We start from the raw sequence: 24612 nt of genomic DNA on the forward strand, positions 1-24612 counted from the left end.
ATTGCATGCGAATACTGTTTAAAAACCTGCTGCTTGCCGGCAGCAATCAGCGTACCGATTTGGCGGTGGTTGACAACCGTTTTGCTCCGCTGGAGCCGGAGCATACGTATGACCGGGTTCTCGACTGTTCCCGTCATCTGGCGCTCGCTGGCTTTATAAACACCCATGGTCATGCCGCCATGACCTTGCTCCGGGGCGTGGGCAGTGATCTGCCTTTGCAAGAATGGTTGGAGCAGTGGATGTGGCCGCTGGAAGCCAAGCTGACCGAAGACGACGTCTATTGGGGCACGATGTTGGCGATTCTGGAGATGCTTAAATCGGGAACCACCACCTTCACTGACATGTACTTCTTTGAGGATGCGGTGGCCCGGGCTGTGGAGGAAAGCGGCATCCGCGCGGTACTCTCTCGGGGGCTTGTCGGTCTCGGGCCGGATACCCTGAAGAAGTTTGACGAGAGTGTTGAGTTTGCCCGCACCTGGCACGGGGCCGCAAATGGACGGATTACAACGATGCTGGGCCCCCATGCCCCGTATACCAACACACCGGAAAGTTTGGGCCAGGTAATTGCGGCTGCCCGAGACTTGAAGTTGCCGCTTCAGATTCACCTCTGTGAGACCCGCAAAGAAGTGGAGGACTCCCTGGCGGACTATGGCAAGACGCCGGTTGAATATGTCCATGATTTGGGCCTGTTTGAAGTTCCTGTCCTGGCTGCCCACTGTGTGCATGTAAGCGAGCGGGATATCCAGCTTCTGGCTGATTACGATGTGCGGGTCGCCCATAATCCTGGCAGCAACCTTAAACTGGGCAGCGGCATTGCGCCTTTGCCGGCGCTGTTGGCCAAAGGCATTACCGTCGGCCTGGGCACCGATGGCGCCGCCAGCAACAACAATCTCGATATGTTGCGGGAGCTGCGGTTGGCGGCACTGCTGCATAAGGGAACTGCTGAAGACCCAACGCTGATCAGCGCCGATACGGCCCTGGCGATGGCCACCGAGCATGGCGCCCGCGCCCTGTTCTTGGACTCGCTGGGCAAGTTAGAACCGGGCATGAAAGCAGACATGACTTTGATTGATATGGACCGGCCCCACCTGGTGCCGGACTCAGATCCGGTGGCTGCCGTTGTCTATGCGGCCCAGGCGTCGGATGTGGACCTGGTGATGGTGGACGGCAAGATACTTGTGGAAAACGGAGAAGTTCTCAGTATAGACGAGGAGAAAATCCTCCATGAAGCCCGGCGCTGTGCCCGGCGCCTTGGCGGGGAGTAGGAGGCAGACAGTGACCAGCAAAACACCGAAATTTGACACTTTGGCTATCCATGGCGCTAGCAAGCGCAAGAACCCGAAGCACGCCTTGAACTATCCAATTTTCATGACCTCAACCTTCAGCTTTGATTCCATCGAAGAGGCGGAATATACCTTTACCAATGAGACCGATAATTATATCTATACCCGGGGCAACAACCCGACGCTGCGGGTGCTGGAAGAAAAAATAGCCGCACTGGAGGGCGGCAGCGCGGCGGTGGCCTTTGCCTCAGGCATGGCTGCAATCAGCACTGCGCTGTTTTCGCTCCTGACCCCCGGCGACGAGCTTTTATCCAACAACGTTCTCTACGGCTCCGCCAACAATGTGGTGAACAGCATTTTGCCGCGCTACCATATAAAAAGCCGACGGGTCGATTTTACCAATCTCCAGGCGCTGGCGGACGCAGTTACCGAGGACACCAAGGTCCTGTTTTTCGAAACTCCCTGCAATCCCAATCTGGCAATCATTGATATTGAGGCGGTCTGCAATCTCGCCCGGCAGCGGGGAATTAAGGTTGTGGTGGACAATACCTTCGCCACCCCGTACCTGCAGCAACCCCTGGCACTGGGGGCCGATGTGGTGGTCCACAGCGCCACCAAGTATATCAGCGGCCACGGCGATGTTGTCGCCGGCCTGGCGGTGGCCCGGGACAAGGAGTATGTCAACAGCCTAAAATTTGATTTTATGTGCGAGTTTGGCGGCGTCATGAGCCCGTTCAATGGTTGGCTGTTGCTTCGCGGCTTAAAAACGCTGGGCCTGCGCATGCGGGAACACTGCCGCAATGCCTTGGCGGTGGCCCGTTATCTCCAGCAGCATCCCCGGGTGCGCAAAGTCTATTACCCGGGTCTGCCTGATTTCCCCGGCCACGACATCGCTCGCCGGCAGATGCGGGATTTTGGCGCCATGATCAGTTTTGACCTGGACGGCAGCGTCGAAGAATCCCGGCAGGTGGTGGAAAAGCTGCAGCTGATTAAACTGGCAGTCAGCCTCGGCGATTGCGAAACCCTTGTGGTACACCCCTTCGCCATGACCCACCGCAGTTATAGCCCCGAAGAACTGGCCGCCGCCGGCCTGACGCCAAGCATGATCCGACTGTCCATCGGCCTGGAGGCCGTCGAAGACATCCTCGCCGATTTAGACCAAGCCCTCGCATAACTGCCCACCCGGGGACGGAGGTTGCTTGGGCAAATTCGATAGGATTTCCAGAGACGTGCACAGAGGCCAATTCCCGTTTTCCGTGTATTAAACAGGACCAGGCGTCGCCTGGTCCTGTTTAAGTCTGTGGTTTATTCTTTGTTCACCAGATATGCTTTGTAAGTCCACGCCCCGTGATAGTAGGCCCAGATTACCAGGACATACTGTCCGTTGGGCAGCTCCTGGCCATATACATGGCCATCCCAATCAAAGAAGTGGGTCGGCCCCGGGACATCTTCAAAGGCGCCGATTGTAGCAATATATGGCCCAATACCGCCGGTGAAGTAATGAATGTCGTACTCCAGGACATCGACGCCAAAGGGCACCAGTGCGCCTACATAATATGTGCCGTCATCGTTCTTGCCGAAATACGCGCCCTGGATTGGGTCACTGGGATAATCCGGTTCGCCTACGAAGAGGATGGTCGGCACCTTCACGCTGTCGGTTCCATTGCTGAGCAGGAAGGCACCCTCATAATAGCCGGGCTCCAGGTTGCTGTCCACCTGGACGACGAAGTTCAGGTTTTGTGTGTGGCCAGGTTGTACCTGGAGGTTATTGCTGGTGGACACCTTGATACCCTCATTGCCAACGAAATCGATATCGTAGCGAACCCGTTGGTTGGAGAGATTGTGGATTCGAAAATGCTGTCTGCTGGTATCCTTGTCTTCGGTATGCAGGAAAGCGCCGAAGGAGTGACTGCCCGGAACTACCAGAGTTTTGGTATTGATTGCCTGCATCACCCGAATGCTGCCGGCGCCCTGGGTGTTGTGTGGGTAGATGTTTCCGTTTTCATCGAAAATATCGACGGCTGTATTCATCAGCGCCGCCTTGACATAGTCGACGCCCCAGTCCGGATGTGCTTCCAAAAGCAGCGCCGCTGCGCCGGCAACATGCGGCGAGGACATGCTGGTGCCCTGGAAGGCGGCATAGCCGTGGGGATCCTCCGGATTATGGGTGGGAATCGTGCTTACAATCCCAACACCGGGGGCACAGACATCGGGCTTGATCATCCAGGTGTCCATTACCGGGCCCCGGGATGAGAAGTCAGCCACTGTTTCATTGACATGGTGAGAGAACTCGATTTCAAAGCTGACCTGATTGATACCTGCCTCCAATTCCGTAAGCAGCTTCTGGCCATCGGCATTGGATAGTTTTATGGTCGGCAGGGAAATTCCGGGAACGTAGTGCTCGATTTGTCCGTCAAGATGATTGTACATGATAGTGGCAACAGCACCCGCCGCCTTGGCGTTATCCGACTTTTCGACGAAGGGAATTTCGCCGCGGCTGATGAGGGCAACTTTGCCGTTGAAGTCCAGGCCGACAAAGTCTTCCGGATAACCGAGACCTGCGTTGACAATTTCAAGTGTCTCGCCATCCAAAGCAGTGAGGGCTTCGTCATTGGGGAACCCCATCACTTCGGCGCTTGGATAATTGACCGCCTCGGATGTAAAGATGTCAGCCGTGTAGACGTTATACGGCAGTTGGGTCGCGCCCACGGAAATTGCTTCCCGGGAAGTTCCGGGGGAGCCGACAGTCCAGTTGGCCGGGCCGCTGTTGCCATTGGAGGTCACAGCGACAACGCCCTCAGCCATTGCCCAATCCAGGGCGATGCTGGTGGCGTAGTCCGGGTTATTGACATTGGCGCCCAGGGAGAGGTTCATGATGTCGGCGCCATCCTGAACAGCGCGCTCGATGCCAGCAATGACGTTTTCAGTGGTACCGCTACCGCCCGGTCCCAACACCCTGTAGGCCAGCAGGGTCGCATCCGGAGCCACGCCTTTAATCAGGCCGTTGGCGGCAACTGTGCCAGCGACGTGGGTTCCATGATCAGTATCAAGTTCCGGATCACCGATGGATGTTTCCTGGGGGTCCGCGTCGTTGTCAACGAAGTCCCAGCCCTTGTAGTCGCCAAAGGCGTGAACCAGGTCCGGGTGGGTGTAATCGACGCCGGTGTCGATGATGGCCACTGTGACGCCGGCGCCTGTGTAGCCGGCATCCCAAGCTTCATCAGCTTCAATAAAGGGAGCGCTGTCTTGCATATAGGGACTTACGAACTCCCAGGGGATCACTTCGCCAACAGAAGTTGCCTGATAACGAACATTGGGATAAACAGCTTTTATCCCGGGGATTGAAATTAGGCTGAAGATGTCTTTTTCGGGCAATGTCAACGCAAATCCAGAGAACAGGTAGTCATACTCCCTGCCAACTTTTGCGTTGTTGATTTGATGCTGAACAGCTTCAATTATTTGTGCTCTTAAACTCTTTAGACTTGCCTTGGTTTGCGTTTCGCCCGCATGCTTCGCCTCTACCTGCGATTTCGCTTCCAACTCGACAAGCACAGTAACAGGACTATCAGAAGCGGCATCGTACTTTCCATATAAAGTTGCTAATTCAAGCTCAGTTGCTATCTGTTCCTGGGGAACGGCCAAGGCGCCGCTTATAAACAACGCCAGGACCAACGTTGTTGCCATCGTCAGGATCAAGGATTTTCTAACCAGTTTCTTCACCATAACACCCCTTTTTCGATTTTTCATGCATCTGGAACCGAACCAAGTTAATCCATTAACACCTCCTCACAATTGGTTCATGCAATCTTATTTCCTTGCCGGAAAAAATATGCATTTTTTGTATAACACATCAGCTTTCTGATTGCCGGAGTGCAGTCTGCTAATTTTTAAATGTTCTGATGATTTCTGGGTCAATAAAGTATACGCAGCCCATGTCCGGACTTTGGGGGTGGACTTAACAGGTAAGATTAAGATCCTGACAAGGATTTTCGACTGGTTTCGACATGCGGCTGTCTGTGAAAGAGCGTGCAGCTTATGTCTCTGTCATTTGATAGCGAAAATCAGAGCAGGCTTGTTGCGTCTGTATCTTTTCAACTGTATGACTATGTTTACAAGTCCTGGTCAATCAGCTAAACTAACAACAGGGACGTATTGCAAGGGAGGCGGAAATTGTGTGGATTCAATTTATAACCTTTATAATCAGCGCTTTGGTGATGTTGACATTACCAATATTTATGTTTGTTGTAATCCGCGATTTTTCCAACCGGCGTAAAAGACGGCGCCACTTCTTGGTGTTGGCTGGTCTCTGTCTAAGCTATGCCTTGATTATGCTTGGTCTCTGGGGATTTACTTGGGTTGGCGGTATGCCCTGGTAAGCTTCATGTTTTTCTAACTACATACAAAAGCGGGCTTCCCGGGGAAGCCCGCTTTCAATTGGTGCCGAGACGAACCAAGACTGTGTTTTCGCCTGCGTTTGCTTGCAACGGCACGTATTCGCTGGGTTTGCCATTTACAAGAATCTCTTTGACTCCCTGTTTCACACGGCCTATGTTCTGGACCTCAATTTTGTAGATGCTGTTTTCATATCGATACTCCAGTTCAAAGCCCGACCAGTCCCGGGGAATGCAGGGATTCAGGTATAGACGCTCGCCTCGCTTTTTGAAACCGAGGATTTCTTCGACTCCCACCCGGTAGAGCCAGCCGGCAGCGCCGGTGTACCATGTCCAGCCTCCCCGGCCGACATGGGGTTGAACATTGTAGACATCGGCGGCTACTACATATGGCTCAACCTTATAAGTTGCACATTCAATTTTGGTGCGGGTGTGGTTAACCGGGTTTATCATGTGGAACAGCTCCCAGGCCATATTGCCTTTGCCCATGCGAGCAATTGCATTGATCACCCAGACTGCGGCATGGGTGTACTGGCCGCCGTTTTCCCGGACACCAGGTAAATAACCTTTGATATAGCCCGGCTCCAGATTGCTGGTATCAAAGGCCGGCGTGAACAGAAGCACCAGGCCCGCATCGCGACGGACCAGATAATCTTCCACTGCGCTCATGGCCAGACGCGCCCGTTCTTCGTCGCCACCGGCTAAAACCGCCCAGGATTGGGCCAGGGAATCAATTGTGCATTCCTGGTTTTCCGCCGAGCCCAGCGGTGTGCCGTCGTCAAAATAGGCCCGTCGATACCATTGGCCATCCCATCCGTTTTCTTCAATCGCTGCCAACAGCTTATCCGCGTGGGCAAGGAATGTTTCCGCCAGTTTTTCATCCTGCCTTTTTTGGCAAATAGGCGCAAACCCGCGTAGGATGTGGATAAGGAACCAGCCCAGCCACACGGATTCACCCTGTCCCTTGTTACCGACAGTGCTCATGCCGTCATTCCAATCGCCCGAGCCCATTAGCGGCAGCCCGTGCTCGCCGAATTGCAGCGAAATCTCCAGCGCCCGCAGACAGTGCTGATACAGAGACTCAGTTTTTCCCGAGACTTCAGGCACTCCGTAGCGTTCATCCTCGTCTCCGGACAAAGGAGGCGCCGTCAAATATGGAACCTCTTCTTCCAGCAAGGAATAATCCCCGGTGCGCTGAATATACTCGATGGCTGCCAGCACCAGCCACAGGCGATCGTCGGAAAATCGGGTGCGGACGCCGCGATTGCCGGTGTTGGGATGCCACCAGTGTTGAACATCGCCTTCCTCAAACTGTTGAGCGGCGTGGAGGAGGATTTGCCCGCGGGTCAGTTCCGGTTTGATTAGCGCCAAATTCATCGTGTCCTGGAGCTGATCCCGGAAGCCAAAGGCGCCACCGCACTGATAGAAACCGCTCCGGGCCCAAATGCGGCAACAGAGGGTCTGATACAGCAGCCACTGGTTTAGCATCAGGTTCAGGGACTGATCTGGGGTTTGGACCTGCAGGGTTGCCGTCAGTTGCCGCCAGAATTGTTTTTGCGCTTCCAGAGCTTCTTGAGCTGCTTCCACTGTGCAGTAATCTCGATGCAGAGTCCTGGCTTCTGCTTTATCTTTTGCTTTTCCCAGCATAAAGACCAAAGCCTTTTCCTCGCCAGGCGCCAATTTGAGCCCAACCTGGAGCGCCCCGCAGGGGTCAAGGGCGGCGCCGGTGCTGCCCGAAAGCCGGTCGCGGGTCAGGCCAAGGGGACGGGCCAGGTTGCCGCCATGGCCGATAAACTCTTCCCGGTCGCCGGTATAGGACATTGGTGACGTTGACGCGCCGACAAAGCCCACTTGATCGGGGAAATCCCCGTTATACGGGTTGCGGAAATAGAGGACACCGTCTTCATATTCACTGACAACATGGGGATGGGTGATCTCGTCGCTAACCCCCAGCACCGGGCGCAGATAGTATGTGCAGCTGAGCTGGCGCTGGAGGCCAGATGTGTTACTTATTTTCAAAGTCAGTAGTTTGTAAGGGGCATCCTTTGCCACAAAGCAGGTGAGTTCCTGCCCCAGCCCCTGGCTGTGCTGTTCCCAGCTGGTATAGCCAGCGCCGTGCCGGATTGTATACGTATGTTTGTTACGCACCGGCAGCGGGGTCGGTGTCCAGACGACGCCGGTTTCTTCGTCCCGGATATATAGCACTTCTCCGGGCGGGTCAGAGACGGGGTCATTTGACCAGGGAGTAAGCTTGTTTTCCCTGCTGTTGCCGGCCCAGGTGTAGCCCAAACCGGTTTCACTGACCACTGTGCCAAATTCAGGATTGGCCAGGACATTGACCCAGGGCGCTGGGGTATTGTTATAGCTTCGGAGCCGGATGATATACTCACTGCCGTCAGCGCTAAAGCCACCGTAACCATTGGCAAACTGAAGTTTTTCCGGTGTTTCCCTGCTTAGGAAGGACTGATTGCGTTCCCGAAACTGCTTGGCTTCCGGCAGCGACTCCGGCGCCGGATATTTGATTTGTGTTGCCAGGGGCCCGCCATCGCCTCTGAGGGTGACTCGGGCCACAGCCTGCAAGAGCTGCACATCTTCAGGCGCGACCTGATTGATACTGCGCAAAAAGATTCCACCGGGGGAATCAAGAACATCGTTCAACTGGTGCGTTTGCACCGTCTCCCGAATTAGCTCGTGGAGTGGCTGCAGATAGCTGGACACCTCGGCATTGAGCACCACCAGGTCGGCAATAAACCCCTTCATTTTTAGCTATTCATGGGCGCGAACCACTTCCTGCAGGACATCCAGTTCGTCTTCTTCGCTGATAATGACCAGAATCACCGGGTTGTCTCCGGAGATGCCATAGGCCCATAACGCCTGCTGGGAGCGGGTATTGTCCTCAATCGCCTGCTGTTGGCGTCGGCGGAGCGACGAGGCAAAAAGCAGCGGCGCCACAAGTTCCTGGGCAGTCTTCATCTCGTCGGGACTGATGTTCAGGTAGCGGGCCTCCACCTGGCTGCGGGTGTACGCCAGGGCAAAGGCACGCTCGCTGGCACGGGTATCGGCATACTTGGCAGCCAACTTTTTGATCTCAGTTTCGCTGAAGGCAATGCCGGTGGCGATTGTAATTGTTGCGGTGTCTCCCGGCTGGAGCCGGATTTGCCGGCGCAGGCTCAGAACCGGATCCAGAACCGCCCCCTCGCTGTTGGTCAGTGGTTGGCTGAGGGCCGCAGGATTGTTAATCTGACGGGTGCGTCCAAGAAATTTGCTGCGGTCGCTTTCAAATTGGATTCTGCCCACCGCTTCTCCCTGCACCGTAAGGGAATGAAAGGCATGCACCTGCTGTTCGTGGGGGGTGCGCGGTCGGCGAGAGGCCAGGAGGGCGTTATGCTCAGGCAAAAATTTTGTACGGACAAACAGGTTGCTGAACCCGGGATGGGCCATATCCGCGGCCCGGTGGGTCAAAACCGGTTCAGTGTAGCTGGTGAGTTCAATCGTTACAGTCTGGAGGCCATGGTTGGCAAGCGTCACCGTTCGGACTTCCACATTATCTTCGGTAGAAACTGTAACCTGGGTGCGGGTGTCGATGCCGTCATCCTCCCGGATATAGACCGCCCTGTCGGGAAAGAAGCGGGCCCGGTAATAGGTGGTCCGGTTCTCCAGCGGTTCCCAGCAGGCTGACCAGCTGTAGTTGTTGTTTAGATTGCGCAGCAGGATGTGATTGCCATACAATGCTAGGGGATCGTCCCGCCAGCGGGTTACCTGGATATGGTCTAGTTTGCTGTACCCGGTGCCGCGGTCGGTAAGCAGCACTGAATAGCGACCGTTGGAGAGAATGTGACAACGGGGATAATAGGTCTTGGGGCGGCCAAAGTGCCTGGAGTAATCCGCCGTTTCCGGAGTCTTATAGGCGGTCAGCGGCTCAACAGACTCTTTGTTTTCCTTGGTGATAATCGCCCGGGTCGGGATGCGCTCCTGGAGCAAGAGCTCGCCCGCCCGCACCTGCGGGTTGGCATGGAAGCGTCTGACCATAATCTCCCCCAGAAGGGTGTTGAGAATCGCCACAAATCCCATGCCCTGGTGATGGGCCATGAAGGAGCGGACAACCCCCCGTTTCTCGCCGGCGGGCAAGCGTTCGGGAGTATAATCCACCGCTTCGTAGAGGCCGTAATCACCTTCTAGGTCGTCGGCCTGCAGGCGGCGGATATTGTCCAGCGCCTCCCGGGGAGCGAAGGGTAGCGCCAACAGGGTTGAGTAAGGCGAGACCACAGCCTCGTTAATCAGGCCGCGCTTCAGGCCCAGCTCCGGAATGCCAAAGGCCTGGTACTGATAATTGAGGCGCAGGTCAAAGCCGTAGTAGCCGGATTCCGATGTGCCCCAGGGGATTCTCCGGGCGTGGCCGTATTCTATTTGCGCCTTGATCACCGCCGAGTAAGTCTCGGCCAGCAGAGTGTTGGCATAGTTTTTCATCACCAGTGGCGGCATCAGGTACTCAAACATTGTCCCGGCCCAGGATACCAAGCCCCGCTGGCCGTTAATCCGGGAGAGGGCCCGCCCCAGTTTGAACCAGTGCTTTTTCGGCACCGCCCGTTGCACAATTCCAAGATAACTGGCCAGCCGGGCCTCGGATGCCAGCAAGTCATAGCTTGAGTCTGTGAGCTTTTCGGCTTCAACACTATAGCCAATTGAAAACAGATGCCGTTTGTTGTCATAGAGGGGAGCAAAGTCGGTGGCGGCCACAAGCGTGTCAATGCGTTCAACCAGCGTTCTCAGCCTTTCCACCAACCGCGTGCAGTTCTCCCTGGTCACCGTCAAATCGTTTTTCAGGACCAACAGGTATTCCTGCTGTTCAGAGCTAATCTCCTGTTGGAGCAAGTTGTCGCATTCCGCGACAATCTGCTGATACTTCTCGCACATATTCAGGGGCGTCGGGTTGTCTGCCAGCGCCGTCACCAATATCCGCAGCTCAGCAAATGGAGATTGTTCCAAAAACGCGGGCGGACTGATGAGGATTTCGGTATGGGGGAATAGCTCCGCTACTTCACTGCGGAAGTCGGCAATCATCTGGTCCAGGCGGCTGACCCCATATTCGGGCAGATCTGCCAATAGGTTGAGCCAGTCCCCGAGATGGTTGCTGATTCCCACCGGGGGCAGCTCCACAGCATATAACTCGGCAGTATCGCCAAGTCCTTTCCAGAGCCGGCTGTCCACCAGCCGCGCCTCCAGGTACTCCTGTAAGCCCTCCCTGAGCGCAATTAAAAACGCCACCAGGTTGCCACTGTCCACAGTCGAAACATAGCGGGGTCGCAAAACTTTAAGCGAGTTGGTGTCATACCAGTTGAACAAGTGGCCGTGCCATTTCTCCAGCCTCTCCACACTACTGAGCGTCCGGTCCACCAGTTCTGTCACCCGGGTGGTTGAGATGTAGCCCATATCTCGAGCACCCAGGGCAGAAATCAGCAGAAATCCGATATTGGTCGGTGAGGTTCGGTTGTCAATTCCATTGGGTGGCTCAATCTGTAGATTATCCGGGGGCAGCCAGTTTGCTTCAGCGCCGGCGGTATCCTCATAATAGTTCCAGATTTTTCGGGCCAGACGCCGTAAGAGGCGAATATCTGCCTCTTCTAAGAATTGTGTTTGCCGCCGGTTGCCGCTGACCCACGTGGCCAATAACGGCGACAGCAACCAGAGGGCGTAATAGGGCAGCGCAGCGATAACATGCAGCGGCGCGATGTAAAAGAATAACAGCGCAGAAAGGCCGACGAAGATCAGGACTGGCCGGTTGCGCCGTAAATAGCTGGCGCTGTCGTTCTTCAGCGTCCGCTCCACATCGGCAGCCGTCGTCCACTCCAGCAGATTCCGGCGACTGACCAACAGCCGCCACAGGGTGCGTAAAATCGCGTCGGTCATCAGGTAGGCATGGTAGGGCAAGAAGGCCAGTTGCAATAGCAACTGACTGACAGCGGCTGCCGGGCCGGTAAGCAGCGACGATTGGGGCCCCACGACTCTGCCAGGCATTAGGCCGCGGTCCAACAGCGCCAAGAGAGCAGGCAATGCCAGGGTCACAGCCGGCAAAAGCAGCCAGGGCAAAATCCCGGGCAGCAGTGTAAGGCCGAGAATAAAAAGCGCTATCAGACTGACCGGAACCAAGCTCCGGCGCAAGTTATCAGCAATTTTCCAGCGGGATAGGAGGGTGAGCGGATTGCGACGCCGCTTGCCGGCCTGGTCCCGCACGTGGGGCCCTAGCCAGGGCAAAAGCTGCCAATCGCCCCGGGTCCAGCGGTGCAGGCGCATCATATAGGCGCTGTAGCGCCCGGGGAAGTCATCAATCAGCTCCAAATCGGTGGCCAGGCCGGTGCGTAGAAAACTGCCCTCCAATAAGTCATGGCTGAGCACGCGATTTTCGGGCAGAGTGCCTGCCAACACAGCCTGGTAGGCCTGGACGTCATATATGCCCTTTCCCGTATAGATTCCTTCGCCAAATAAATCCTGGTACAAGTCGGAAACTGCGGTAGTATAGGCATCGATGCCGCCGCTACCCACCATTATCCGGGCAAACCGCGACCCGTTGGCGCTTTCAGCGCTGACCCCAATCCGCGGTTGAATCAACCCATAGCCCTCTCGCACCAAGCCTCGCTCCACTTTCGCCTGGTGTAGGGGATGGGCAATTGCCCCCACCAATAGCCGCGCCGCATCCATGGGCAGGCGGGTGTCTGCGTCAAGGGTTAGGACATAGCGGATTTTTAGGCCCTGCAAATCATCTTTTCCGACCACAAAGCTGGTTTCGCCGGAACCGGTGAGCAAAGCGTTCAATTCGTCCAACGCGCCACGCTTCCGTTCCCAGCCCATCCATTTGCCCTGTTTGTTGTTGAATTCGCGACGCCGGTGCAGGTAGAAAAACTTATCCTGTTCCGGCGCGAATTTTGCGTTGAGTTCCCGGATACCCGCCCTGACAATGTCGATTATCTCTTGATCCTTGGCGCTGGTTTCATCCGGCGAATCCTTGAAATCACCCAGCAGGGCAAAAAACAGATTTTCCTCAGGATTGGCCAAGTAATGGACCGCCAGTTGTTCCACCAGCTCCCGGGAACGTTTGGCGTCGGTTAAAAGCGCCGGGACCACCACTAAAGTCGCCGCTTCCGATGGCAGACCGTCACGAAACTCCAATTTCGGCAAAATGGCCGGGCGCAGGCTGTGGGTAATTACCCAATTGACAAAAGTGATTGCAAGCTCCGATGCCGGCACCAGCGCCAACAACAGCGCCAGGATTTCTAGCCGCCAAGCCAGCGAGCCAAATACCCAGAGACCCAAGGCCCAGGTGAGGGCAAAGCTGATTAGCACAATCAGCAGCAAGTAACTGCCGATTCCCGGGCGCCACCGGGCACCTGGGCTTTGCCCCAACTCGCGGAATAACTTGGCGCGGCCTTTGTCCAACAGGTAGTAGCCCACGTGCGCCAGGCGCGGTTCCGCCGCCTCAGGCTGCCGGCAGTTCATCAGCTTCCTGGCGATGCGGGTCTCCGATGTTCGGAAGCGGCGGGCCAAATCCTCGATGCGGTGGCGGTAGTAGTCTCGGGACTCGAAATCCATTTTCTTGTACCAGAGGTCAGAACTGAGGATTTTGTCCACCGGCGACATCGCTTCAAACACATCATTCCAGTCCAGGCTGCCCACCAGCTTCAGGCTGATGATTGAGTTGCTCATTGCGATGGTGCGGGCCGCCTGGGCCTGATGTTCCCGATGGACAACCGAATTGATGTCAGTGTCAAATTCCTGGAGCTTGCGTTCCAAAGCGACCGTGATTTCCCTGGTATCGGTTTTGGATCGGCGCAATCGTTCTAAAAGATGTTCGACATAGGCAGAGCTGTAATCATTCCAGGTGTTGATATACTCGGGCCAGTGCCCCACAGTCAGGCGCTCTAAATCGTTTTGCACCTGTTTCCACTGTTTGTCGGCGGCCTCCAGGCGCTCACAGACAAAGCGAATCTTTTCCACCAGGGCAATCCGAATCATCAGCGACAGAGACCAGATTTCGGCGGTGGTCAGTTTGGCCTCCGACTGATATGCGTTCACAAAATCAATCAGCGTCTGCTCATCCAGCTTGCCATCGGTGTGGGAGACCAACTCCAGGGCAAGCACATAAACCCTGGGATAACCCCGTAGGACGGTGTTCTTGAGCACCCGCAGGTCGCGGTATTGTTTATGTGTAAACTGTTGTCGGATTTCCTTGACCTGTTCTTCGATGATATAAAAATTGTCCAGCAGCCATTGAGCGGAATGGGAAACGATCTTTTTGCTTCTGGCGTCGCTGTTCGCTTCCCGGTAAGCGTAGGAAATGAATTGGAAATTGTCCTGCAGCCGGGTTCGCAATATATTGTAACGCTTTTTGTTGATGTCCGGCTTATGGGACCGCCCCAATTCACGGGCATGCTTGACGAGGTCTTCTGAGTTCAGCAGCACATCATTAAACCAGGCATGTTTAAACTGTGTCGGCGCCCGGTATTGTTGCCAGATTAAGCGCGTTGCCAATATCGCTGCCAACAGGGCAAGCAGCAAGAGTTCCAATTTTCATCACCCTTTTTCCGGGATTAGTGTCTTAATAGGCTTCGCACCCGTTCACCAAAGATATCGGTCAATTCCCGGGCGTATTCGGCATCATCTGCTTCACTATAAATATTGAAAAGTGGCTCCTCACTGTCGGGAAGAATTAGCGCCCAGCCCCGTTTAGTTCGCACCCGCACCCCTTCAAACAGCTCTGTATCCTCTGAGTCGCGGGGGGTGGTAAGTTCCCGAATCACCCGGCCTTTGTCATGCCAGCTACATTCTACTTGGCGGTGGGCATAGTGAATCGGCGGCAACTCGGCCAATACCTCTGTGAGGGTTCGCCCGTGCCGGGCCAGGTGACCGGCGATAATCGCCGGCGCCCGAATGCCGTCAAATTGGAGTGTATACTGGAGTTCGCTTTCCGGTGACGCGACCAGGGCTTTCATTTGTTCCGACAGGGCCGATTTGGTGCGCACCAGCTCGCCGTTGTCCGCCAGATGGGCCAACGCTTCCGGGGCCGTATGGGGCAAGACCAGACGCCGGCTATGAGCGAGGGTGAAGAGGGCTAGCATGGCTAGATATTGCTCCCCAGATACAATTCCCCCTTGATTGTCAAGCAAAGTGATTGTTTCCCCGTCGGCGCTGATAAATGCTCCGAAATCTGCACCCCGGTTCAGCACCTGGCGGGATAAGGTCTCAGGCGTGACTCCGGTAGCGTAATCAGGACTTGGCTCACAGCCGCAGGCGCTGAGAAAGCCCGTCGCCAGGAAGGTTATGTGCTCGTTGGCAGAGCCAATCACCACCCGCGGTGGGCGAACAGGTGGCTCTGCCAAAAGTCTGGTGCCGGCGTTATAATAAGCCGTCAATACCTCGTCCCGCCAGACCCAGGGGCGAAAATCACTTGCAGGCGCCAAGCGGAAGTCATCGCTGGCCAGCAAGTTCTCCAGTTTACGTTCCCGGGACCGGTCGATATTGGCGCCATTTTCATCGATAAAGTCCAGATGGGCTTCATCGCCATCCACCCGGATGTGCACCCCGCCACCGGCATGATAGTGTTTGGCAGCAAACCGGGTCACCGGTGCGGCGATATTGCGGGCGCTTTGGACCGCGATGCCGCTGGCCAGGGCGCCTGCCGCCAGCGCTCCGGCCAGGGCCTGACCGGCGGTGCTGTTGTCGACCCCCAGCATCAGGGCCGAATCAGGCGGGCAGGTGGTAGCGAAAGCAGCGCCCAGGCGGGTAATTAGTTCGGGTGTGATGTCTACATTTAGTTTTCCATGGATATCTCGCCGTCCGAACAGCGTCTTGCGGGCCCGGGTACCCCAGACCAGATTCGCACTCACCCGGGCGCCGGCCTCGATATCCTTTTCCGGCCATATTTTCACATCCGGCTTTACAAGTGCACGATCCCGGAGTATGCTCTTATCGCCCAGCACTGCGTTTTCCAGGATAACAGCGCCGGCGCCTACGGCGGCGCCTTTACAGACAGTGGCGCCCCGCAGCTCAGCTCCGACCCCTACCCTGGCGTTGCGCCAGAGCACTGATTGTTTGAGGGTGGCCCTGTCTTCCACCTGACAATTGCTGTTGATAATCGTATGGGGAGAAATGCGGACATCGTCGCCGATTTGACAATTGTCGCCGATGAAAACGGGTGCCTGAAATTCTGCATTGCGGCCGATGCTTACATTATGGCCGAGCCAGATGCCCGGCTCTATTTGCTCACCCGGAATCTCGGCCCGTACTTTACCTGTAAGCACATCAAACTGGGCCTGGCGATAGGAACGCAAATCGCCAATATCGCACCAATAGCTATCAGTGACATATCCGAATATCGGCACCCCGTCCGCCAGTAATTTGGGGAAGAGGTCCTTGCTGAAATCGAAATTCTCCCCTCGGGGGAAATACTCCAGCACCTCCGGCTCCAATATGTAGATGCCAGTATTGATTGTGTCGCTGAACACTTCGCCCCAACTGGGCTTTTCCAAAAAGCGGATGATGCGGCCTTCATCATCAGTTATCACCACGCCGTATTCCAGGGGAACCGGCTCCCGTTTTAGCACCAAGGTCGCCCGGGATTGCCGCTGATGATGGAATTCCATGGCGCTGCTGATATCCAAATCGGTGAGGGCATCGCCGCTGATCACCACAAATGTCGTATCCAGAAACTCCGAAGCATTGCGCACACTGCCGCCTGTGCCAAGCGGTTCTTCTTCGTAAAAGTACTTCATGCGCACACTGTGTGCCGAACCGTCATCAAAATAGTCGCTGATTACCTCAGGCAGGTAGGCGGTGGTGACAGCAATCTCAGTCAAGCCGTGACGTTTGAGCAAATCGACGGCATACTCCATCACCGGTTTATTGACAACCGGCACCATAGGCTTGGGAATATCGCAGGTGAGCGGCCGCAAACGGGTGCCCTTGCCACCGGCCATGATTACGGATCTGATATCTCAACACTCCTTTGCATATATCTCATTTTAGTATGCCGACCCGCAGCCGATTTTATAAGGCCGCCACGGGGACGTTACCCAATGCCCCGTTTGTTTTCCGTTTGTTACCGTTAAATTACATTTCACTTGGCAGCAGACTTTTGCGCTCGCCGCCCGTCTATAATGGTGAGTAGTGAAACGGAGAGATTTCTAATGAAAAAAACAATTTTGCTTGCACTGATAATGGTATTTTTGTTGACGGGCACCGCACTGGCAGCCAGCGGTGACATCGTCAGAATTTCCGGCAATGTCAATATTCTAGCCGGGGAGGTAGTAGATGGCGATGTCGTCGTAATCATGGGCAATGTCACCGTCGATGGCCAGGTGAACGGCGATGTAGTGACGATAGTGGGTAAAACAATTCTCGGCCCAGAGGGCAGCATCCAGGGGGACGCTGTTTCCATCATCGGCGGTGTTGATGCGGACAATCACAGCGCCGTCAATGGCTCGGTGGTCTCGCTGATTGGTTCCAGCAACCGCTACAATCTCAGCTGGCGGGAAATGCCCGCTCAGTTTGGACGCGTAAATCGTTATATACCGTCCAACCCCTTCCAGGGAACCATGGGGCTGTTGATGGGACTATTGGTCGCCGTATTCATTGCGGCAGTATTTCCCAAGGCACTGGGGCGGGTGCAAGTCGCCATCCAGACCAGAACCGGGGCTTCCCTTGGATACGGGCTTCTGGCCTGGATTGTGGCGATACCAGTGATGATAATCGCAGCGATCACTATTATCGGCATTCCGCTGGCCATCTTGGTCGGTATCGGACTCTGGGTGGCGGTGCAGTTTGGCTATGCCGCTCTCGCCATGTTGGTGGGTACCGCTTTGCTGAGGCAAAATCAGCAACCGGTGGCGACTGTGGCCGTAGGCGCTGTCCTGATTGGCGCCCTGCGCCTGCTGCCCGTCCCGGGCATTGGCGTTGTAACCTTTATTCTCGGGATCCTGGCAGTTGGCGCCACCATCGCCAGCCGCTCTCAGCCAGCGGGACCTGTCCCCGCTGGCCCGGCCGAATAACCGGATTTAAAAATCCACCGGGATTAATTTTCCCGGTGGATTTTTTATTAGCAATTTTCCTCATGACAATCTGCTTCAGAACCTTTACCGTCCACCAACCGGTTCATGACCACTGCCGCGGTCAGATCGCCGCTGACATTGATTGCGGTCCGGCTCATGTCGAGAATGCGGTCGACGCCGATTATCAGCGCGACACCGCTAGGCGGAATGCCGGCGCTGTTTAGTACCATGGCGAGGATTATGATCCCCACGCCGGGAGTAGCCGGTGAGCCGATAGATGCGCCGACGGTTGTGACGACAATCAGTAATAGCGCTGCCAGGCCTAGCTCAACCCTTCACCTCGTCAAATGGTTTCTGGATTATAGTATTCTACAGGCATCTAGGATTTCCATATGGGAAAATTATCCAGGTGCCGGGTTCAACCGATATAAGTGGCATACAAGTTGACCAAGCGCGACGGGAGCTCTGAATATAATGAACCCAGGACCCGATTCCTGGGGGAAGGGTGGATTTCGGGGATAATCTCAAATCCAGTATGGGAGATAAGCGGCGATTTTTGCTGGCGCTGTCTGCTCACCATGTTGGTAAGCTTGTCTTCGTAAGTAAACTCAAAGGCGGAAGCCATCGCCGAGAGGGCATTACCGCCCAATGTGACAACGGCCCGGGGGCGAATAATTTCCAACTGGGTTCGCAGGTTAACGCCGCAATTATGTAGGGTTGTCTTGTTGGGTGCGGTAATCGACTTGCCGTTTGCTTGCAGGGGGACACAGAGCACAGCATTGGTCAAATAAATCTTGCGGGCGGCTATAGAAACCGGAATATTGCTTTGACGGCAAAATTCCCGCAGACCACCGTAAATTAAGTCGGCCGAGCGTTCCCGTTGCAAAGCTCCTTGGTTTTGGTGATAGTCGTCCAGTCCCAGGTCGTGGATTGCATTATATTCGCCTGTAAACGCGATACCACCATAACCGCACCCATCTAATCCCGGCGCTTCGCCAACAAAAACAAGGTCAATTTCTGTTTTCTGCTCCAGGCAGGCAAGCAAGAACTTGCGACGATTCAAGTGCATATTAGTCTTGGTATCGTGCTTTTGATTATGATGCAGGTAGGGGTTCATAACTGCCTGGGTGCAGGTGGTGCAGGTAAATACATTCTCTATGTAAAATTGGCTCAGCTTGTTACTCATAAACACTCATCCTCTCCACCTAACATTTTAACAAAATTATTGACGGCCTGCCTAGGGGATTGGGCGGAAGGCTTATTCCAGACCGCCAAAATCAGGAGTAAACTGTACTATCTGAAACCGACAGGAGTGGGTTAGATGAGTATCCAAGCTAAAATCGATGCTGCTCCGCCAGGCGGAACCGTTGCTGTTGCACCCGGAACCTATAATGAGCAGCTAATTATCGATAAACCGCTGACATTAACCGGCCCCGCTTCCGGAGAAGCAATCATCGACGCCGGCGGTATGGCGGCAGTGCCGGTCATTCATATATTGGCCAACGATGTCACAGTGCAGCGTTTGACCATTCGCAATGGGCCGCTCCAGGGAATTCGGGTCGGCGACGCTGCCAATCCGAACTTAACGGGAATCGTCATCAAGAGCAATATTATTCGCGGTCACGGGCGGGCAGGGATCGATACAATTAACAATGCTTCGCTTTTGATTGAGGATAATCTGATTGAAAATAATGGTCTGACTACCGGCACCGGTCGCGCGGGGATTTTTCTGTTTCCCCACGGGAACACGATTATAAGAGATAACATTATCCGGAACAATATTTTTGATGGGATCTTTGCCCGGGCTAGCAGCGCAGGGCTTACTATCAGTGCCAACGTAATCAGCGGACATTCACTTAGCGGTATCACCCTTGCCTGGGACGAGCAGAATGTATCGATAACCAATAACCACATCGAAGATAACGGCACAGGAACATTTGAGGAACAGGGTGGGATTGTTATCATTCAATCTGTAGCCGAGGAAATAAGTGATAATACGATAATTGACAATCGTTTATCCGGGATTTTTTGGGGCTGGGTAGCGACCAGTGGACCGGCCCCGGAAATTTTGATTACCGGCAATGTAATCCAGGAAAGTTCCCGGGATGGGATTTACCTGTTCAGCCAGGGACCTGGTGGTTTTCTACCCCCTGATCCCTATCCTCTGACTCCGGAGATAACAAACAACCAGGTATTGGACAATGGCCGGGCCGGAGTCTATATAAGCAATTTATTCTTTTTCAGCCCGGGTAACGCCAATCCAGAGATTCACAATAATGATCTGGTCGACAACACATGGGGAGTGTTCAATGCCACAAGCGGGATCGTCGACGCTACTCTCAACTGGTGGGGCGCCAACAGCGGACCCTTCCATTCGGAACTCAATCCTCAGGGAACAGGTGACCCGGTCAGCGACAGGGTGTTGTTTGAACCCTGGTTGGTGCGGCCACCTACGGCTGTGCTCGACTGTCAGTTGACTGCAATCTCGCTGGTGGATTATCAATTTGCTGCCGAGACCAGCGGTAAGACGAGAGTGACCACAACGATAGAGCTTCAGGGCATGCTGACTCTGGAATATGACACAGAAGTGGAGACGCAGCCCTTTGAACATCAATTTACCAAAACTTTTTTGCTGCCAGGTATCCCTGATACCGGCCAACGTGAACTCCATCTTCTTTCCCGGGGCGAGTGTGTAGCGGAACTGGAGGACGGAACAGTGCTGGTCACGGCGCTATTGCACCTCTTGTTCAGCGTCCAGACGCCTGTCCAACTGCTGGTTCCGTCCTATGGCTTCTGTCCGGTGCCTGCCGTTTGCGGTGAAAACAACCCAGCGGTGCAGCAAGCAAAGCTCCGGGCTGAAGCGGTGTACACCGATTTAATCCTTGCCCGTTGCCGGCAAGCGGACTGTGTTGAGTTCGCCGTTGAGCCGGCATAACGCGTCCAATCAATCAACAACCAGCGCCTGTTGGCCAGCGTATTCTACGCCGGCACAGGCGCTGAACTCACATAATTGAATTATTTATCTGCCGAGAGTTTGCCAATTGGCAGCACATCCCTAAAATAAAACCCGCCCCAAAGATGGGGCGGGCAAGGGAGAGGGGAAGCGTTAGTTGATTTCAATTTCTTTGGACTCTGGTTGCGCTTGTTCCGGTTTTGGCACCGTGAGCCTCAGCAGACCATTTTCAAACTTGGCTGCAATTTTTTCCGCATCCAGATCCTCGACGATGAATGTTCTGCATACCTGGTTTACGCTCCGTTCCCGGCGGATATAATTCTCCGCATTTTCTTCAGTGGCTTGGTTGCGTTCCGCCGAAATCGTCAATTGATTGTCATTGACCTGAACTTTGATTTCATCCTTTTCGAAGCCTGGTAATTCTGCTTCGATGACTAGATTCCCATCTTCCTCGAAGATGTCAGCCTTAATTGATGCCAGACGGTTGCTGAAAAAATCATCGTTTAGGAAATCGCGGAACCAGGAACGGGGAAACAGGCGGTTGCGATTATAAACTACTGGTTCAAACATAAGCTGCACCTCCTTAAATGTGAGATATCTATATACATCAGGCCGGTGAATTGGCCTGTTGTCGTTTGTTTAACTAAATTATAAACCTAAGGTCAGTATTGGTCAAAGTCAATAAAGGTAAATATCCGACTAAAATGCTAGGTTTTGGGCTATTTTTCAATGATTTTCGCTTCCATACGTAATTATGCATAATTTCCCAATTAGTTTCTCGGAGTGTATAAGCGTTTAAAACAGGGTGAAAGCTAAGGAAAGAATAGCGTAAAGGAAGTGAGTAAATGTCCAAGGTACTGTGTATAACTGCCAACCCCCGACCGAAGGAAAAATCCTTTTCCCTAAAGCTGGCTGAGGCCTTTATGGATGAATACCGGCAATTATCTAAAGACGACAGAATCAGCAATCTCGATGTATATAGCGATGATATTCCCCTCTTAGATCGAGATGTTCTGGACTGTTGGGATCGCCTGCACGGCGGTTGTTCTATCAGGGATTTAGATTCCCAAGGGCAGCAGAAGTTAAAGCGAATTGACGAGCTGGTGGATCAGTTCATCGAAGCAGATAAATATGTCTTTGTTTCACCCCTGTGGAATCTCTCGATTCCGCCGATGCTCAAGGCATACATTGACACTGTCTGCATCGCCGGCAAGACCTTCGAGTATACGGCCGAGGGGCCACGGGGGCTGTTGCAGGGCAAAAACGCAATCCATATCCAGGCCCGGGGCGGAATTTACAGCGAGGGGCCGATGAGCGAGTTTGAGCTGGGCGACCGGTATTTACGGTCAATTCTTGCGTTTATGGGTGTAACCGAAATTCAGTCGCTTGTTGTTGAAGGGATGTTCCAACACCCTGAACGCGCTGATGAGTATCTAGAAGAAGCCAAAGGGAAGTGCCGTCTGGCTGCAGAGATGCTGATGCGGGGAGGCAGTGTTCGCCCCGGTGGGCGCAGTGTTGAGCGTCCGGGACAGCATATCCACGGATAAAAAATACCCGGCCGTTTGGCCGGGCGCACTAAGAGGGTATATGGTTTAGGCTAAAATGCCTTCGAGATTTTCGATAAATTCGATGTGTTTTTCGGGGTCGGTGGTGGCTTCATTATCCACGGCCCCGAATTTGCTGTACATCTCGCCCACCTGGGTGACAGATAATCCACGATCCAACCAGGGGTAGAGAATCTCGTCTTCTTTGCGGATATGCTCGCTGAGCAGTTCCCGGTAGGCCAGAAGATGAGTGGTGGCCTTAGCGGCGTCCCGGTCGGCAATTGCCGTCAGTACTTCCTGCACATGGCCGCGGCCGATTTCATGCTCTTCATGCATCGCCTGGATGATCTCTGAATCTTGGTCGGCATAGCCGAAGAGAATATCTTCTTCCTTTGCGTGGTGGTATCGATCGGCGTATTCGCGAATCAGGGCCACTCCCTGCTCAACCCAGCCCCAGGCTTCATCGGGCCGCGTCTCTAGAGCATCAGTTACCGCAGGAATTAGGGCTAGCCAGCGCTTGATTACAGTATGCTCATCCACCAACATCTGCACCGGCGGTGAATAGGTGAGTTCCCGATTTTCATCTTCCGGCGCGCCGGAAAGCTCAGGTTTTTGCACATCACGGTCGGGATAAATGGCCTTTTCTATTTGATACATCAGTTCCGCCTCAGTATTGGGGCCCAGGTTGTGGATGCCGACTACATCCCTAAGCAGGCAGGTGCCAATTACGCAATTGGTGCAGCCGACGCCAAAATCATCGAGAATTGTCCCGACTTCCGGATAATCATCGATTACCGCCTTGACGCCTCTGTTCAAATGTTTATCCACAGCACACGCCTCCTTAGAGCCACTGGTCTTTTAGGATTTCCCCTTCCAGGGAAACAACCATTACCTTTACAGGCACCTTCCGCTCTGCCTGTTCCAGCGCCCGCTGGGCAATCTGGACCAAACCGGAACAGCAGGGAACCTGCATAACCATGACAGTTAGTGTATTGATCTGTGCGCTATCAATCAGGGCCGCGATTTTTTCGATATATACATCCAGATTAGAATCCAGTTTCGGGCAGGCAATTGCCAAGCTCTTGCCCTTGAGATGTTCTTTGTGGAAATCGCCCATGGCATAAGCCACACAGTCGGCGCTCAGCAAGACATCAGCCTCCTGGAAGTATGGCGCTTCCGGCGAAACCAGATGCAGCTGCACCGGCCATTGCCGCAATTGGCTGGGACGGACACCACTTTCATCGCCTTTGCCGGGCTTATCTCCGAAATTCATTGCTTGCGAACCGGGACAACCGGAAAAATTGCTCATTGAAAATTCCCCCTCAGTTTTTTCTAAGTCAATAATACCAAGTAAAATAGTCGGGATTCAGTGACAGATATCACAGTAATTTTTTTTTGCACTGATATTACCCAAAAAGTTTAGTATAATTGAAAGAAAGATATTAGAGAGGAGATTCGTCTGATGAAGTGTGGAATTATTGGCCTCGGGGATATCGCGCAAAAGGCGTATCTGCCGGTGATTACCCGCATGCCCGGGCTTGAACTGGTGTTATGCACCCGCAAGCAAGAGACACGGGAGCGGATTGGCCGTGAATATCGCATCGCCAATCAGGTTGCGGATATTGATGCCTTGCTCGACACCGGTATCGAAGCGGCCTTTGTGCACACGGCCACCGAAGCCCATTACCCTATTGTTCGCACGCTGCTGGAACACGGTGTTCATGTCTATGTCGACAAACCTCTGGCCTATACATACCAGGAATGTGAGGAACTGGTCGAGCTCGCAGAAGCGCGGGGAAAAATCTTGATGGTGGGATTTAACCGCCGCTTTGCGCCAATGGTTGCCGATATGAAGAAGATTCACAACCGGACTTCGGTGATAATCCAAAAGAACCGGCCCAATCATCCAGCCTCGGTGCGCCATGTCGTATATGACGATTTTGTCCACGTTCTCGACACCGTCCGCTTTCTCTGTCCCGGTCCGGTGAAGACCTGGTCGTTTGATGGCCGGGTGGAGGAGGGTAATCTCAAACACGTGTTGGCGAAGCTCTCCGGCGACGGCTTTATCTGTGTAGCCAGTATGGGCCGGGATTTCGGCGTCAACGAAGAAATCATTGAGGTCACCTCTCCCGGTAATAAGTGGCGGATCGAAGGACTGACTAAAACTATCCATAATACTGCCAATCAGGAGCAGGTTCATAACTTCGGGGACTGGACACCGGTCCTCTTCCGCCGGGGTTTCAACTCTATCTTGGAACATTTCCTCGCCTCGGTCGCAGCCGGAAACACTCCCAATCCCTCGGCCCGCGACTCCCTAATCACCCACAAAATCTGCGAACAGATAGTCAATAGTTTGGAGTAACCATCAGCCACCGGGTTTCACCGGTGGCTGATTCATAAAGG

At 54.2% G+C, this 24612-nt stretch carries 16 protein-coding genes; 7 read left to right on the forward strand and 9 right to left on the reverse strand.

Annotation, left to right across the window (positions count from 1 at the left end; genetic code table 11):
* Positions 1-5 precede the first annotated feature (5 nt).
* Both FH749_02230 and FH749_02235 read left to right on the forward strand, forming a co-directional pair.
* Entirely contained in the window at positions 6-1265 is a 1260-nt protein-coding gene (locus tag FH749_02230) for an amidohydrolase (protein ID MTI94291.1), read from the forward strand.
* Positions 1225-2457 (forward strand): aminotransferase class I/II-fold pyridoxal phosphate-dependent enzyme, encoded by a 1233-nt coding sequence (locus FH749_02235; GenBank protein ID MTI94292.1) that lies wholly within the window; start codon positions 1225-1227, stop codon positions 2455-2457. Before FH749_02230 ends, FH749_02235 begins: the two co-directional genes overlap by 41 nt.
* A gap of 131 nt (positions 2458-2588) precedes the next feature.
* On the opposite strand, the gene FH749_02240 is transcribed toward FH749_02235, so the two are convergent.
* The gene (locus tag FH749_02240) at positions 2589-4967 is read right to left on the reverse strand and encodes a peptidase S8 (protein ID MTI94293.1); all 2379 of its coding nucleotides are present in this window, start codon (positions 4965-4967) and stop codon (positions 2589-2591) included.
* Between the two features lie 488 nt (positions 4968-5455).
* On the opposite strand from FH749_02240, the gene FH749_02245 reads away from it, so the two are divergent.
* Positions 5456-5659 (forward strand): hypothetical protein, encoded by a 204-nt coding sequence (locus tag FH749_02245; GenBank protein ID MTI94294.1) that lies wholly within the window; start codon positions 5456-5458, stop codon positions 5657-5659.
* Positions 5660-5713: 54 nt separating this feature from the next.
* On the opposite strand, the gene FH749_02250 is transcribed toward FH749_02245, so the two are convergent.
* From FH749_02250 to FH749_02260, 3 genes are read right to left on the reverse strand one after another with little or no spacing between them, the layout of a single operon-like run.
* Positions 5714-8434, reverse strand: coding sequence for a hypothetical protein (locus tag FH749_02250; GenBank protein ID MTI94295.1), 2721 nt, complete (start codon positions 8432-8434; stop codon positions 5714-5716).
* Positions 8435-8440: 6 nt separating this feature from the next.
* Positions 8441-14233: a hypothetical protein gene (locus FH749_02255; GenBank protein ID MTI94296.1), complete on the reverse strand. Its 5793-nt coding sequence runs from the start codon at positions 14231-14233 to the stop codon at positions 8441-8443.
* A gap of 23 nt (positions 14234-14256) precedes the next feature.
* Positions 14257-16641 (reverse strand): nucleotidyl transferase, encoded by a 2385-nt coding sequence (locus tag FH749_02260; GenBank protein MTI94297.1) that lies wholly within the window; start codon positions 16639-16641, stop codon positions 14257-14259.
* A 210-nt stretch (positions 16642-16851) separates the two neighbouring features.
* Between FH749_02260 and FH749_02265 the strand changes: the two genes are divergently transcribed.
* The gene (locus FH749_02265; GenBank protein MTI94298.1) at positions 16852-17712 is read left to right on the forward strand and encodes a hypothetical protein; all 861 of its coding nucleotides are present in this window, start codon (positions 16852-16854) and stop codon (positions 17710-17712) included.
* A 47-nt stretch (positions 17713-17759) separates the two neighbouring features.
* Here FH749_02265 and FH749_02270 read toward each other — a convergent pair whose 3' ends face one another.
* Both FH749_02270 and FH749_02275 read right to left on the reverse strand, forming a co-directional pair.
* Entirely contained in the window at positions 17760-18032 is a 273-nt protein-coding gene (locus tag FH749_02270; protein MTI94299.1) for a dicarboxylate/amino acid:cation symporter, read from the reverse strand.
* 98 nt (positions 18033-18130) lie between these two features.
* The gene (locus FH749_02275) at positions 18131-18898 is read right to left on the reverse strand and encodes a hypothetical protein (protein ID MTI94300.1); all 768 of its coding nucleotides are present in this window, start codon (positions 18896-18898) and stop codon (positions 18131-18133) included.
* 135 nt (positions 18899-19033) lie between these two features.
* Between FH749_02275 and FH749_02280 the strand changes: the two genes are divergently transcribed.
* Complete coding sequence (locus FH749_02280) at positions 19034-20647, forward strand: hypothetical protein (protein MTI94301.1); 1614 nt, start codon at positions 19034-19036, stop codon at positions 20645-20647.
* Between the two features lie 171 nt (positions 20648-20818).
* Here the strand turns inward: FH749_02280 and FH749_02285 are convergent, their stop codons facing one another.
* A complete protein-coding gene (locus FH749_02285; protein ID MTI94302.1) occupies positions 20819-21235 on the reverse strand; it encodes an Hsp20/alpha crystallin family protein in 417 nt (138 codons plus the stop codon).
* Between the two features lie 275 nt (positions 21236-21510).
* Between FH749_02285 and FH749_02290 the strand changes: the two genes are divergently transcribed.
* On the forward strand, positions 21511-22212 hold the full coding sequence (locus tag FH749_02290) for an FMN-dependent NADH-azoreductase (GenBank protein ID MTI94303.1): 702 nt from the start codon (positions 21511-21513) through the stop codon (positions 22210-22212).
* Between the two features lie 45 nt (positions 22213-22257).
* On the opposite strand, the gene FH749_02295 is transcribed toward FH749_02290, so the two are convergent.
* The gene (locus FH749_02295; protein MTI94304.1) at positions 22258-23037 is read right to left on the reverse strand and encodes a hypothetical protein; all 780 of its coding nucleotides are present in this window, start codon (positions 23035-23037) and stop codon (positions 22258-22260) included.
* Between the two features lie 13 nt (positions 23038-23050).
* Entirely contained in the window at positions 23051-23518 is a 468-nt protein-coding gene (locus FH749_02300) for a 4Fe-4S ferredoxin (protein ID MTI94305.1), read from the reverse strand.
* Positions 23519-23671: 153 nt separating this feature from the next.
* Between FH749_02300 and FH749_02305 the strand changes: the two genes are divergently transcribed.
* A complete protein-coding gene (locus tag FH749_02305) occupies positions 23672-24571 on the forward strand; it encodes a Gfo/Idh/MocA family oxidoreductase (GenBank protein MTI94306.1) in 900 nt (299 codons plus the stop codon).
* Positions 24572-24612 lie beyond the last annotated feature (41 nt).

The organism is Bacillota bacterium, assembly GCA_009711825.1.
GTDB lineage: Bacteria > Bacillota > Proteinivoracia > UBA4975 > VEMY01 > VEMY01.